Annotated in this window: 15 protein-coding genes and 1 pseudogene; 15 read left to right on the top strand and 1 reads right to left on the bottom strand. The window is 70.6% G+C overall.

The window, feature by feature from the left end; translation table 11 throughout:
• The first annotated feature begins 56 nt into the window (after nt 1-56).
• From ACFRCG_RS44135 to ACFRCG_RS44095, 9 genes are all read left to right on the top strand, one after another.
• A complete protein-coding gene (locus ACFRCG_RS44135) occupies nt 57-980 on the top strand; it encodes an alpha/beta fold hydrolase (protein ID WP_380042303.1) in 924 nt (307 codons plus the stop codon).
• 255 nt (nt 981-1,235) lie between these two features.
• Nucleotides 1,236-1,571: a PadR family transcriptional regulator gene (locus tag ACFRCG_RS44130; protein ID WP_380042302.1), complete on the top strand. Its 336-nt coding sequence runs from the start codon at nt 1,236-1,238 to the stop codon at nt 1,569-1,571.
• Nucleotides 1,568-2,446: an ATP-binding cassette domain-containing protein gene (locus ACFRCG_RS44125; protein ID WP_380042301.1), complete on the top strand. Its 879-nt coding sequence runs from the start codon at nt 1,568-1,570 to the stop codon at nt 2,444-2,446. Before ACFRCG_RS44130 ends, ACFRCG_RS44125 begins: the two co-directional genes overlap by 4 nt.
• 23 nt (nt 2,447-2,469) lie before the next feature.
• Nucleotides 2,470-3,135, top strand: a complete 666-nt coding sequence (locus tag ACFRCG_RS44120; protein WP_380042300.1) for a hypothetical protein — start codon at nt 2,470-2,472, stop codon at nt 3,133-3,135.
• Between the two features lie 106 nt (nt 3,136-3,241).
• A complete protein-coding gene (locus tag ACFRCG_RS44115) occupies nt 3,242-4,192 on the top strand; it encodes an ATP-binding cassette domain-containing protein (protein ID WP_380042323.1) in 951 nt (316 codons plus the stop codon).
• Nucleotides 4,189-4,998, top strand: a complete 810-nt coding sequence (locus ACFRCG_RS44110; protein ID WP_380042299.1) for an ABC transporter permease — start codon at nt 4,189-4,191, stop codon at nt 4,996-4,998. Before ACFRCG_RS44115 ends, ACFRCG_RS44110 begins: the two co-directional genes overlap by 4 nt.
• Nucleotides 4,999-5,102: 104 nt before the next feature.
• On the top strand, nt 5,103-5,285 hold the full coding sequence (locus ACFRCG_RS44105) for a hypothetical protein (protein WP_380042298.1): 183 nt from the start codon (nt 5,103-5,105) through the stop codon (nt 5,283-5,285).
• 39 nt (nt 5,286-5,324) lie between these two features.
• Complete coding sequence (locus ACFRCG_RS44100) at nt 5,325-6,143, top strand: IclR family transcriptional regulator (protein WP_380042297.1); 819 nt, start codon at nt 5,325-5,327, stop codon at nt 6,141-6,143.
• 10 nt (nt 6,144-6,153) lie between these two features.
• A complete protein-coding gene (locus ACFRCG_RS44095; protein WP_380042296.1) occupies nt 6,154-6,780 on the top strand; it encodes a TetR/AcrR family transcriptional regulator in 627 nt (208 codons plus the stop codon).
• A 36-nt stretch (nt 6,781-6,816) separates the two neighbouring features.
• Here ACFRCG_RS44095 and ACFRCG_RS44090 read toward each other — a convergent pair whose 3' ends face one another.
• Entirely contained in the window at nt 6,817-6,963 is a 147-nt protein-coding gene (locus ACFRCG_RS44090) for a hypothetical protein (RefSeq protein WP_380042295.1), read from the bottom strand.
• A gap of 691 nt (nt 6,964-7,654) precedes the next feature.
• Here ACFRCG_RS44090 and ACFRCG_RS44085 point away from each other — a divergent pair.
• From ACFRCG_RS44085 to hcaB, 6 genes and pseudogenes are all read left to right on the top strand, one after another.
• Nucleotides 7,655-8,503 (top strand): alpha/beta fold hydrolase, encoded by an 849-nt coding sequence (locus ACFRCG_RS44085; protein ID WP_380042294.1) that lies wholly within the window; start codon nt 7,655-7,657, stop codon nt 8,501-8,503.
• A 96-nt stretch (nt 8,504-8,599) separates the two neighbouring features.
• Entirely contained in the window at nt 8,600-9,505 is a 906-nt protein-coding gene (locus ACFRCG_RS44080) for a VOC family protein (RefSeq protein WP_380042293.1), read from the top strand.
• An 18-nt stretch (nt 9,506-9,523) separates the two neighbouring features.
• Nucleotides 9,524-10,858, top strand: coding sequence for an aromatic ring-hydroxylating dioxygenase subunit alpha (locus ACFRCG_RS44075; RefSeq protein ID WP_380042292.1), 1,335 nt, complete (start codon nt 9,524-9,526; stop codon nt 10,856-10,858).
• On the top strand, nt 10,855-11,412 hold the full coding sequence (locus tag ACFRCG_RS44070; protein WP_380042291.1) for an aromatic-ring-hydroxylating dioxygenase subunit beta: 558 nt from the start codon (nt 10,855-10,857) through the stop codon (nt 11,410-11,412). Before ACFRCG_RS44075 ends, ACFRCG_RS44070 begins: the two co-directional genes overlap by 4 nt.
• Nucleotides 11,413-11,425: 13 nt before the next feature.
• Nucleotides 11,426-11,746, top strand: a pseudogene (locus ACFRCG_RS44065) (bifunctional 3-phenylpropionate/cinnamic acid dioxygenase ferredoxin subunit); the annotation flags it as partial.
• Nucleotides 11,747-11,861: 115 nt separating this feature from the next.
• A complete protein-coding gene (gene hcaB / locus ACFRCG_RS44060; protein WP_380042290.1) occupies nt 11,862-12,674 on the top strand; it encodes a 3-(cis-5,6-dihydroxycyclohexa-1,3-dien-1-yl)propanoate dehydrogenase in 813 nt (270 codons plus the stop codon).
• Nucleotides 12,675-12,723: the final 49 nt, after the last annotated feature.

Here is a 12,723-nt window from a genome sequence, read left to right as displayed (position 1 = left end):
ACCTACCCATCGGTCTCACGGGAGTCGACATATTTCGGCCCCGGGAAGGTGAACTCATGGCTGTGCACGTGACCGTGTGGGACGACCGCGATCGGGGCGGGGAAAACCCGGGCCCGACGGCTTCGGCGGTCCCGGTGTCCCCGATGACCGCTGCCGCCCCCGCCCTCTTCGTCCACAACATCTTCACCTGGGGCAGCGACCCCACGTACGGGTTCGCCGGGCAACGCCCCCTCGCGGACAGCCGGCGGCTGCTCCTGATGGATCGCCGGGGTTACGGGGACAGCCCGGACACCGCGCGCAGCGACTTCGAGATCGATGCCGAGGACATCGTGGAGGTTCTCGGCGAGACCTTCGCCGCGGGGCTCGGTGGCGCACACCTGGTGGGGCACGGGAACGGTGCCGTCGCCGCGCTCATCGCCGCCGCCCGCCGACCCGACCTCGTCCGTTCCCTCGCCCTCGTCCAGCCCTCCGCCTTCACGGCCGCCGCCCACCATCCCATCGTCGCCGACCTGCTCGACCGGATGCGCGACGGCGCCCCGGGCATCCCGGACGACGTCACCCCGGAGCGGTATCTGCGTGCGTCCACCGAGGGATTGGGGATGGCCATGCCCGAGCCCACCCCGCGCCGACTCCGTGCCGTCGCCACCTCGATGGGGGAACGCCCCATCTGGGAGGCGGAGATCCCGCTGGAGGCCATCCGGGACGCCGCTCCGCCGGTTCTGGTGATCTGCGGGTCCTGGGAGCACGCACCGGTCGCGTACCGCGAGCATGTGGGGCTACCCCTCGTGGCCGTGGCCGAGTCCCTCACGGACTCCCTCGGGGGCCGCCTCCTGCGGGTACCCGGGTACTACCCGCACACCCAGGAGCCCGCCGTCGTCAACGCCGCCCTACGAAAGTTCTGGGGCCGACCGAACGTTCGAGACAGTGGCGGCCCGCCCTCCGCGAGATCCGGACGTATCTCGCCCCGGTGCCCTTGGTGAGGGTGTGGCGCGCCTGGTGGCAACTCGGCAAACCCGAACAGGGCACCGCCGCCCACCACGAAGCACCCGGCGAGGTCCGCGACCGACCCACCATTCCCGCCATTCGCACCGAACTCGCCGAACTCGCCGAACGACACTCACAAACGTCTCCCACTTCCCGCCTCGTGAACATCCGTACGACGCCCCCTCCCGGCCGGGCCGACGGGCACACTAGTCAGCGATACCAGCTAGATAGCCCTGCTACTGTATCGCCGCATGAATGCGGAGCGGCACAGCCAATGGCTGCGTGGCGTACTGGACTTGTGCGTCCTGAGCCTGCTTGCCGACGGTGAGAGTTACGGGTATCGGCTCGCCCAGGCGCTGGAGGCGGCCGGCCTCGGCGCGATTCGCGGTGGCACGTTGTATCCCGTCCTGCTGCGCCTCGAACGCGACGGGTTGATCTCGTCGCGTTGGGGTGTGGGCGATGCGGGCCCGGCTCGCAAGTACTACCGGTCGACGCCCCTGGGCGAGGGGGAACTGCGCGCCGCGGCGGACGAATGGTCCGTGTTCGCCGCGCGTGTGGGCACGATGTTGGAAGGGGTGCGACAGTGATCGACGATCCCGATTGGCTCGACGTGTTGGCGGGTGAGCTCCGACTCCGCGGGCTGCCGGAGGATCAGGTGACCCGGGTGCTGGGGGAGGCCCGGGCCCATCTGTGGGACGCGGGCGAGGACCCCGCCCGCGCGTTCGGTACACCCTCGGCCTACGCGGCGGCGGTACACGAAAGCCTCGGCACGCCACCGATTCCGGCGCGACGACGGGTGGTTCGCGCGGAGGCGCCTCGGCTGCAGGCCACGGGCATCGGCAAGCGGCACGGCCGGCACCGCCTGCTGCACGACGTGGACCTGACCGTGCACGCCGGCGAGGTGGCCGCGATCGTCGGCGCCAACGGCTGCGGCAAGAGCACGTTCCTGCGCATCTGCGCGGGAGTCGAGCGCGCGCACGCGGGCCGCGTCGTGGTGCGCGGCTCGATCGGCTACTGCCCGCAGGGCGGGGGAACCAGCGATTTCCTCACCCCCGACGAGCATTTCGTCCTCGTCGGCGCCGGTCGCGGGCTCGGTCGCGACCGCTCGCGCGGAGCCGGTCGGGCCTTGGCCGAACACCTGTGGTGGCCCCGGCCGGCGCCCATCGCGGCCGCGCGCCTGTCGGGCGGCACCCGACAGAAACTCGAGGTGATCCTGACCGCGCTCGGAGACCCGGACGTACTCCTCCTCGACGAGCCCTACCAGGGCTTCGACCGCGATTCGTACAGGTACTTCTGGGACCGGGTCCGGGAATGGGCGAACGAGGGCCGGGCGATCGTCGCGGTCACCCACCTGCTCGACCGGCTCGAACGCGCCGACACCGTCGTCGACCTGACGCCATCCCCCCACGCGGCCCGGGGTGTTCGCGGCCGGCACCATCCGAAGGGAACCCAACCGCGGTGAGGCGACTGTCGACCATAGCCGAGATGACGGGTCGGGAAATCCTGCGCCGCCGCGCGGTGCTCTTCCTCCTGCTGCTGTTTCCGCTGCCGTTCTATCTGCTCCAACGCGCCGAGCACCCCGGACAGGCGATCAGGTTCCTGTTCGTGGGCCTGAGTTGGGCGATCAGCGGCTCCGCCGTGTTCGTCGCGCACAGCGGGCGCGCCATCGACCCGCGGCTGCGCCTCTCGGGCTACCGTGCCCACCACCTGTGGATGGGCAGGATGTCGGCCCTGTGGCTGATCGGGACGGTGGTGACGCTGCCCTACCTGGCGCTCGTCGTGGTGGATCAACCACACGTGCGCCACGGTGCGCTCGCCGTGGCGATGGTGCTGTGTGTGGCCGTGGCGGCACCGTTCGGCCTGCTCCTGGGCGCCGTGGTGTCAGGCGAGTTCGAGGGCACGCTGCTGTTGCTCGTCACCGTCGGGATGCAGATGGTCGCCGACCCCGCGACGACCACGGCACGACTGATGCCGTTCTGGTCGGGGCGCGAGATCGGTACCTACGCGATCGACCACACCGATACCGGCTTCCTCGTGCGCGGCGTCGCCCACGGCCTGGCGTGCGCCCTCCTGTTCTCGCTCGCGTTGGCCGTGGTCTCCGCGCTCCGGCTCCGGCGCCGGCGGCATCTGCGGACGTTGCCGGCGAACTGACCCTGATACCGCCGGGTCGCCTCTCGGGGCGGCCCGGCCGGGACGCCGCGACGGCGTGGGCCGTCCGGTGGCCGCTCTCGCGCCGAACGAGAGGACATGGGTGACGATGCTCGCCCTGAAGGGTCTGACCAAGCGGTACGGGAGCAGGACCGTCGTCGACGATCCGACGCTGGATGTCGCATCCGGCGCGGTGACGGGCATCCTCGGTCCGAACGGCGCGGGAAAGTCCACGACGATGCGCATGATCGTGGGCCTGGACCGTCCGACGGCGGGCACCGCGTTGATCGACGGGAAACCCTACGCGGAACTGACCCATCCGCTGCGCCGGGTCGGTGCCCTGCTCGACGCCGGCGCCGTGCATCCGAAGCGCAGTGCCCATCGGCACCTGCTCGCCATGGCCCGCAGCAATGGGCTGGGCGCGCGGCGCGTGGACGAGGTGCTCGATCTCGTTGGGCTCGCCGATGTGGCAGGGCGGCCCGCCCGCTCGTTTTCCTTGGGCATGCGGCAGCGGCTGGGTATCGCGGGCGCAATTCCGGGCGATCCGGCGGTGCTTTTGCTCGACGAGCCGGTCAACGGCCTCGACCACGACGGCGCGGTGTGGATGCGCGCCTTCCTGCGCGGGTCGGCGGCCGAGGGACGCACGGTGTTCGTGTCGAGCCACCTGATGAGCGAGATGGAGACGGTCGCCGATCGGCTGGTGCTCCTCGGGCGGGGCCGGCTCATCGCCCACCGCCCGATCGCGGACCTCCTCGCGCACGCGTCCCGCCCGATCGTGCGGGTCCGGGGACCCGAACCGGACCGATTGCGCGCGCTCGCACGGCGGTTGGCCGTCGAGGGGGCCTGCGTGCGGTGGTCGGCGCCGACGGTGATGGTCGTCACCGGTCACACCGCCGAGCGTGTCGGCGACGTCGCCCACGAGTTGCGTGTCGCACTGCACGAACTACGCGCGGTCGAGACGTCACTGGAGGACGCGTACGTGGAACTCGTCGGCGGCAGCGTCGAGTTCTCGGGCCGGCGTGACGGATCCGGCGGGCGACACGAGGTGGCCGCACCATGACGGCGTCCATGCGCGACGGCGCGCTCCCGGCGGCGAGACCACGGGCCCTTCGCCGGGTCCGGGGCGGCGGTCTGCCGGGAGCCGTGGCCGCCGAGTGGACCAAACTCCGGTCATTGGGCTCGACCTGGATGCTCCTGCTCGCGGCGGTCGTCACCATGGCCGCGGGCACCACGCTCCTGGGCCTGGCCACGCACGCCGAGCAGGGCGCGGACGCCGCGGCGAGGGTGAGCGATCCGGCCACCCCCGTGGCGATGTACCCGGTCGTGTTCGTCACGGCCGCCCTCGCGGCGTCATCGGTCACCGGCGAATACGTCACCGGCACGATCGTCACCACGTTGCAGTGTGTCCCCGATCGCACCCGGCTGATGCTCGCCAAGTGCATCGCGGTGGCAGTCGTCGTCCTCGCGATCGGATGTGTGCTCGGAGCTCTCGGCATCCTCGCCGGCGCCCTGGCGTTCGAGACCACCGGGTTCGACCGCGTGCGCGCGCTCGACCGCACGGTCGCCATCGCCGTCCATCCGACGCTCACGAGTCTCCTGGCCCTCGGTCTGGCGGCGCTGACCCGCAACGCGACCGCCACCCTCGTCACGATGTTCGTGTTGCTGATCCTCGCCCCGGTGACCCTGTCCGCCACCGGCGCGGCCGCCGCACACGACGTGGCGCAGGCACTTCCGCAGGCCGCCGGCGCCCGCTTCACCGCGAACACCCCCGCCCCATACGGCCGAGGCCCGGCACTGCTCATCCTCGCGATGTGGGCCGCCGCTGCGGGCATCGCGACGGCGACGCTGCGACGGCGCGACGCGTGAACCCGCGCGACGGCACGGGACGCCGATCGGGCCCGGAGCCGTGCCGGATTCGGCCGCCCAACAGTCCCCGTCCCCTGCGCCCCGACCACCCCCGGGGCGCCGCCATGGAATGCGCGGCCTATCGGCGTCTGCTCGCCGAGCGGTTGCCCGAACCCGACGCGTTGCCGGACGACCAGAGCCGCGCGATGTCCGTGCCCTGGTCCCTGTCCATCGACTCGCTACGTGGCCCGGTCGAGCGATCCCGGTTGACCTCGCCCGCCGACGAATGTCTAGAATATCGATTCTAGAGTCTCCGTTCTAGGGCTGTGTCGAGATGGAGTCAGGACATGGACATGGATACGACGGATCGATCGACGGCGAAGGCCGGGCTCGGGGCCGGGGCGGATGCGGCTCCGTCGGTCTTGTGGAAGGCGTTTCGCGTGCTGGAGGCGTTCAGTCACAGCCGGCGTGTGCTGACACTCGCCCAGATCGTGCGCCGAAGCGGGCTGCCCAAGTCCACCGCGCATCGAGTGCTCGCGATGCTGCTCGAGGTCGGCGCGGTCGAGCAGCACAGCGAGGGCTACCGGATGGGACTGCGGATGTTCTCGTTCGGCACGCTCCCTCCGGAGGTCGCGCTGCGCGACGCCGCCCTGGTGCACCTGGAGGAGCTGCATCGGGTGACCGGCCAGACGTTGCATCTCGCGATCCTGCGCGACGGCGACGCCGTCTACCTGGAGAAGCTCCGCAGCCGCCGATACGACCGCTCCCCGGCCCTGGTCGGCGGTCGACTCCCGGCCCACTGCACCGCGATCGGCAAGGCCATGCTCGCCCACTCGACGGAACGCACCGTCGCCGAGGTACTGGCCGCACCACTGGAACGGCGCACCACCCATTCGCTGACCTCACCGGCGCTCATCCGCCGACACCTGACCACGATCCGGACCGTCGGCTACGCCGTCGACCGTGAGGAGGCCGTCGACGGGATGGCCTGCGTCGCGGTCCCGGTGCTGGTCGACGGCCGGCCCGTCGCCGCGGTGTCGGTCGGCTTCGCGGCGGCGGCCGGCAGCGGCGCCGTACTGATCGACCCGCTGCGCCGCACTGCCGCGGCGATCTCCCGGTCGCTCCCGGCCGGATCGGCCGGTCGGCTGATTGCGACCGGTGGGTAGGGTGGCGGCCATGGACAAGACCAGCGCGAACCGGGACCGGATCCTGGACGCGGCGGAGCGGCTGTTCAGCACCCGAGGCTATGCGGACGTGACCGTCGGTCAGGTCTGCCGGGCTTCCGGTTTCCCGGTGGGTTCGATCTACCATCACTTCACCAACAAGTACGGTCTCCTGGCGGCGGTGTTCGAACGATCCTCCGGCCTCTTCTTCGAATCGCTGCCGGCCGTGGACGACCTGCCCGGTGACCCGCTCGACCGACTCGGGGCCTTCTACGACGCGGCCGCGCACGTGATCGGCGACCGGGTGCTGTTCATGCGGCTGATGTTCCTGCTGCAACTCCAGGAGGACAAGGACGGGACCATCGCGCCGCTGGTACATGAAGCACGCCGTCGGGTGCGGACCGAGCTGATCACGGTGATCGAACCGGTCGCACGCAGCTGCGGCGTCTCCGAACCGACGCAACTCGCCCTGGAACTGGCGGAGTTGACCATGTCGTTCACCGCCGGCCTGGTGGTCTTCACCGACGCCGAGGCGGTCGGAATCCCCTCCGGGATCCACCGCCTGCGCCAACTGGTCCTGGCCACCATCAGGGATGACGCGGGCCGAGAGGGCCCCGCCCGGGAGAACGACACGCGCTAGCCCCGCCTCGGCGGCCCGCGGCGCGGGAAGGCCGAATCAGGCCAGGAACACCACGGTCAGCGCCGCGATCACGCCCGATCCGGACAGTACGGCGATCGCCCCCTCGCGCGGCGGCCTCCCGTTCGCGGTGAACGCGGCCAGGACCGCCGCGACGAAGCTGCTCGCGGCGGCGCGCCGATCCAACGGGTCAACGTGTGCGCGCTGTCGGCCATGCCGATCCGGGACTCGGGCACGAACTCGGCCGACAGCGACGGGATCGCTGCGTACCCCAGACTCACCATCACCCCGATCGCGAAGCTCGCCGTCACCTCCCGGTACGGCCGATCGTGCGCCGCGGTCAGCACACCGAACCCGCCCACTCCCGCGAGTCCGGCCGCCACGAAAGTGAAGCGGGCGCCGAAGCGCACGACCGACCGGCGCGGCGATCATGGACGCGATCGTCATGCCGCCCCGCGACACCGGGACCGGTCCCGTCCCCAGGACGACCGGGAGCACCGAGCACACGGCCACGGCGGCACAACCCCGGAACAGCACCCGGTACCCCGGGTACAGCCGATTCAACAGGCCGGCGGCTGCGATGTCCGGCAGTACGGGCGATCCGTTCCGCCGGCCGGGACGACCGAACACCGACCCCTCCGGCCGCACGGCCGTGCCACCCGGGTGTCCCGGCCACCGGAACGATCCTCCCCAAGCGTGCGCGGCGCGCCCGAGACTCGCAGGCGTGGATGCGATCACCACCACACCCCGCCCGCCACGGCGCGACCGAGCGGCCCGTCGACCACTTCCCGGCGGCACCCGCGCCTGTACGGGTGCCGCCCCGCGTGGGGGGCATCCACGCGACATCCAGGCGACTCACCCCATGGGAGCCCAACACATGAGCAACACGATCGTCACGTCCGATGTGACGGTGGGAGAACACACCCTCCGGGTCAACCGCGCCGGCCAAGGCAACGCCGAGACGATTCTCTTCCTCCACGGTTCGGGGCCCGGCGCCACCGGACTGTCCAACTTCGCCGGCACCATCGACGCCCTGTCCGACGCCTACGACTGCCTGGTCGTGGACCAGGTCGGGTGGGGTGACTCCAGCCACCCCGAGCACACCCCGCCCGGCTCGCGCCTGCGGCAGAACGTCGCGGCCTGTCTCGGCCTGCTCGACGAACTGGGCCTGGAGCGGGTCCACCTCGTCGGCAACTCGCTGGGCGGCGCACTCGCGCTGCACCTGCTGGTCCGCGCTCCCGAGCGGTTCGGCAAAGCCGTCCTCATGGGCGCCGCCGGCGCGGGGAACACGACCACGCCGACGGCCGCGATGATGCGGCTGATCACCTTCTACGACGACCCCACCGCGCGATCGATGGCCGAGTTGATCTCGTTCATGCTGTACGACCCCACGCTGTTCGGCGACCGGCTCGGCGCCATCGCCGAGGAACGCCTGGCGATGGCCATTCGCCCCGAAGTCGAGCGCTCACACCGGCAGACCTTCACCATGGCACCCGGCGCCGGCCCCGGGCTGCCCGAGATCGCGCTCGAGCGGATCACCAACGACGTGCTGCTCGTGCACGGACGCGAGGACGTGATCGTCCCGCCCGAGGGCAGCGAGTGGTTCGCCCGCCGGATCCCCAATGCCCGGCTGTACCTGGTTCCGCACTGCGGCCACTGGGCGCAGATCGAACAGGCCGACCGATTCCAGGCCGTGACCCGCGCCTTCCTCGCCGGCGCCCTGTAGGCCCACCGCACGCGCCTCCCGTATCACCCGAAAGTCGTCCCACCGCGCACTCGTCCCCGCACCGCCATCCACCGAACAAGGGAGCAGGACCAGACCATGAACATCGTGAGCGCCCTGGGCTACGTCGTCGTACGAGGCCCCCTGGAGGCGTGGCAGCGGTTCGGCCCCGAGATTCTCGGATTGCAGCCCGCCCCCTCGGCCGACCCGGACACCCTCCTGTTCAAGACCGACAGCCGCTCGTGGCGGCTGGCGATCGAAGCCGGCGAACCCGCCGGCCCACAGTCCCTGGTCGCCCTGGGCCTCGAGGTCAGGTCGGCAGAGCGGTTGGAAGCCCTCGCCGACACGCTGCGCTCGCGCGGCATCGAGGTGCACGAGGACCCCGACCTGGCCGAACGTCGCCGGGTCCGCGGCCTGATCGTGTTCCGCGACGCGACCGGGAACACCCTCGAGGCGTACTGGGGCCCGAGTGTCGACAAGACCGGCTTCACCTCACCCCGCGGCGTCACCTTCGTCGCCGGCGAGACCGCCGCAGGCGAGATCGGCATCGGCCACACCTTCCTGCTGGCCGAAGACGTCGCCCAAGCCGCCGCCTTCTACACCGAGCACCTCGGCTTCAAACTCTCCGACACGATCGCGTTCGGCCCGCAGTCCGCACACTTCCTGCACTGCAACCCCCGCCACCACTCCATCGCCTTCGCCGCCCTGCCGGGAGCACCGGCCTCGGGCCTGGGCCACCTGATGCTCGAAGTCACCACCCTGGAAGCCGTCGGTCGGGCCCTGGACGCCGTCCAGGAACAGGAGATGCCCATCCCGCTGTCCATCGGCGAACACAGCAACGACCGGATGACCTCGTTCTACGTCCGCACCCCCTCCGGTTTCGACATCGAATACGGCTACAACGGCCGGGTCATCGACGACCGGGACTGGACCGTCAGCCATTACGAGTCGCCCAGCAACTGGGGACACCGCTTCGCCGCCGTGCCCGGCCCCACGACCGACTGAACCGAGAAAGAGCCCGTCATGTTCGACGTCAACGAGCTGGTACAGCCCGAACAAGGGTTGATCAACCCCGGCATCTACACCGACCCCGAGGTCTACCAGGCCGAACTGGAACGGGTCTTCGCCCGCAGCTGGCTCTTCCTGGCGCACGACACCCAAATTCCCGAGCCGGGCAGCTTCGTGCAGACCTATATGGCCGAGGACCCGGTCCTGGTGGTTCGCCAACGGGACGGGTCGGTCAGGGCGTTCCTGAACCAGTGCCGGCACCGGGGCATGCGCATCTGCCGCGCCGACGAGGGCGTCGCCCGCGCGTTCACCTGTACCTATCACGGCTGGGGCTACAACCTGGCCGGCGAACTGGTCAACGTGCCGATGCAGGACCGGGCGTACCACGACGAGATCGACAAGGCCGCGTGGGGCCCGACGCAGGTGCCGCGCCTGCACAACCACAAGGGCTTCATCTTCGGCACGTGGGACGAGAGCGCACCCTCCTTCGAGGACTACCTCGGCGACATGCTCTGGTACTTCGACGCCCTCGCCGACCGCTACGACGCGGGCCTGACCCTGGTACCCGGCGCCACCAAATGGGTCATCGACTGCAACTGGAAGTTCGCCGCCGAACAGTTCGCGAGCGACATGTACCACGTGCCCTCCTCGCACGCCTCCGCACTGGTCGCCCTGATCGAAGACCCGGCAATACTGGCCGAGTTCCAGCAGCAGAGCACCGCCGCACCCGGCCGGCAGTACGCCGGCAACGGCCACGGCTCGGGCTTCGGCCTGCGCCCCGACATGGTGCCCACCCAGGCAGGGCCCGACTTCGACGCGTGGGTCGTGGCCAACCGTGAACAGATCTACCGCCGCATCGGCGAACAGCGTGCGCTGGCCGTCAACGGACACAACACCGTCTTCCCCAACTTCTCCTGGCTGACCATCAACAACACCATGCGGGTCTGGCATCCGCGCGGCCCCGGCCAGATCGAGGTCTGGTCCTGGACCTACCTGCCCAAGGACGCCGACGAGCGGGCCAAGCAAGCCGTTCGCACCAGCACCATCCGCACCTTCAGCGCGGCCGGCGTCTTCGAGACCGACGACGGCGAGAACTGGACGGAGATCCAACAGGTGCTGCGCGGCCACCAGGCGCGCAAGACCACCTTCAACGCGAGGATGGGCCTGGGCCACGAGCGGCACGGCACCGACGGGATGCCGGGCCGGGTCACCGACGACATGTACACCGAGATGGCCGCCCGCGGCATGTACCGACGCTGGGCCGACCTGATGTCGGGGCTGAGCTGGCCGGAGATCACCGAGCGGGACAAGGCCCGGCAGCAGCGGGAACAGGAGGCACACCGCGCATGAGCAACACCACCACCACACCACCACCACCACAACGACGCACCGACGTCGACCTCGCGACCCGCTACGACATCGAGCGCTTCCTCTACCTGGAGGCCGAACTCCTGGACGACCAGAAGTTCGAGGACTGGTTGGAACTCTTCGACGACGACGTCCACTACTGGCTGCCGACCCGGACCACCCGAACCGTCCGCGAACGCGACCTGGAAATCGCCGGCCCGGACGGGGCGGCCTTCTTCGACGACGACAAGGCATTCCTGACCGGTCGCGTACGCCGATTGGCCTCCGGCCGCTCGTGGTCGGAGGAACCCCCCTCCAGGACCCGCCGGTTGCTCACCAACATCCGACCGAACCGGTTGGAATCCGGCGAGTTCGAGGTCCGGGTCAACTTCCACGTCCTGCGCAGTCGGGCGGAACGCCACCACGACACCTTCTTCGGCGAACGTACCGACCTGCTGCGCCGCATCCCGCAGGAGCCGGGATTCCACATCGCCCGACGCCGGATCGTGCTGGACACCACCACGCTTCTGGCCCCGAGCATCAGCATCTTCCTGTGAGCGGACTCTTCCAATGAGCGAATACAACCGGGAGCCGTGGATCCGAGCCGGTCGGGTCGACGAGTTCCCCGAGGACCAGGCCGTGCGGCTGGACACCACCCCACCGGTGTCGGTGTTCCGGTCCGGGGGCGAGCTGTTCTGCGTCGACGACACCTGCACCCACGAGGACTTCTCCCTCGCGGACGGTTGGGTGGAGGACGGTACGGTGGAATGTCCGCTGCACCTGGCCAAGTTCTGCCTGCGCACCGGCGCGGCGCTCGCCGCACCCGCGTACCGGCCGCTGGCCACGCACGAGATGCGGGTCGACGGGGCGGATGTGTACGTGCGCATCGCCCGGGGCGACGACACCTCGAGCGAGCGGCGATGCCCGGGCACGATCGGCTCCGAGGCCGGCGGTTCGCGCCCGGTCGGTGCGGACGCGGGCGGCCGGGACGCGGAAGGGACCGGCCATGGGGTGGCTTGAGGGTTCGTCGATCCTGGTCACCGGCGGCGGATCCGGCGTCGGTCGCGCCGTGGTCGAGCGCTTCGTCGCCGAAGGCGCACGGGTGGTCGTGTTGGACCGGTCCGCCGAGCGGCTGGACGAACTCACCACCGTGTTGGGCGATTCGATCCGTACCGTGGTCGGCGACGTGACCCGCTACGAGGATCACGAGCGCGCGTGTGCGTGCGCAGAGGAAGCGTTCGGCGGCCTGGACACCTTCGTCGGCAATGCCGGACTGTGGGACTTCGCCCGGTCGTTGACCGACACGCCCGCCGACGTCCTGGCCGCCGGTTTCGACGAGTTGTTCGCGGTCAACGTCAAGGGCTACCTGCTGGGCGCGAAGGCCGCGGTGCCGCTGCTGCGCAGGTCGCGCGGCAGCATCGTGTTCACCCTGTCCAACGCCTCCTTCTACCCCGGGCCCGGGGGTGGGCCGGTGTACACCGCGGCCAAGCACGCGGGCTTGGGCCTGGTACGGCAACTCGCCTACGAACTGGCTCCGGACATCCGGGTGAACGCGGTCGCCCCGGGCCCGATGGCGACCGGCCTGAGCGGTCCGAAGGCGATGGGACTGGCGGACACCACGATCGCCCGGGAGGTGCCCATCGACCGCATCGTGACCGAGCAGTCCGCGCTCGGCGTCGCGGTCCGGGCCGAGGACGGCGTCGGACCGTACGTGCTGCTCGCCGCGCGCGAGTCGGCGACCGCGACGGGAGCCGTGATCGACATCAGCACCACCGGCATCCCGCGTCGGCCCCCGGCCCCCGGAGGGCAGGCCGGGTGACCCACTGCGGATGAATGTCCGAACGCGTCGACCGGCGTGCCGAATCGGC

This window comes from Embleya sp. NPDC056575, assembly GCF_042793325.1.
In the GTDB taxonomy this organism is placed as follows: domain Bacteria; phylum Actinomycetota; class Actinomycetes; order Streptomycetales; family Streptomycetaceae; genus Embleya.
This window is presented reverse-complemented; position numbering and strand designations above follow the sequence as displayed.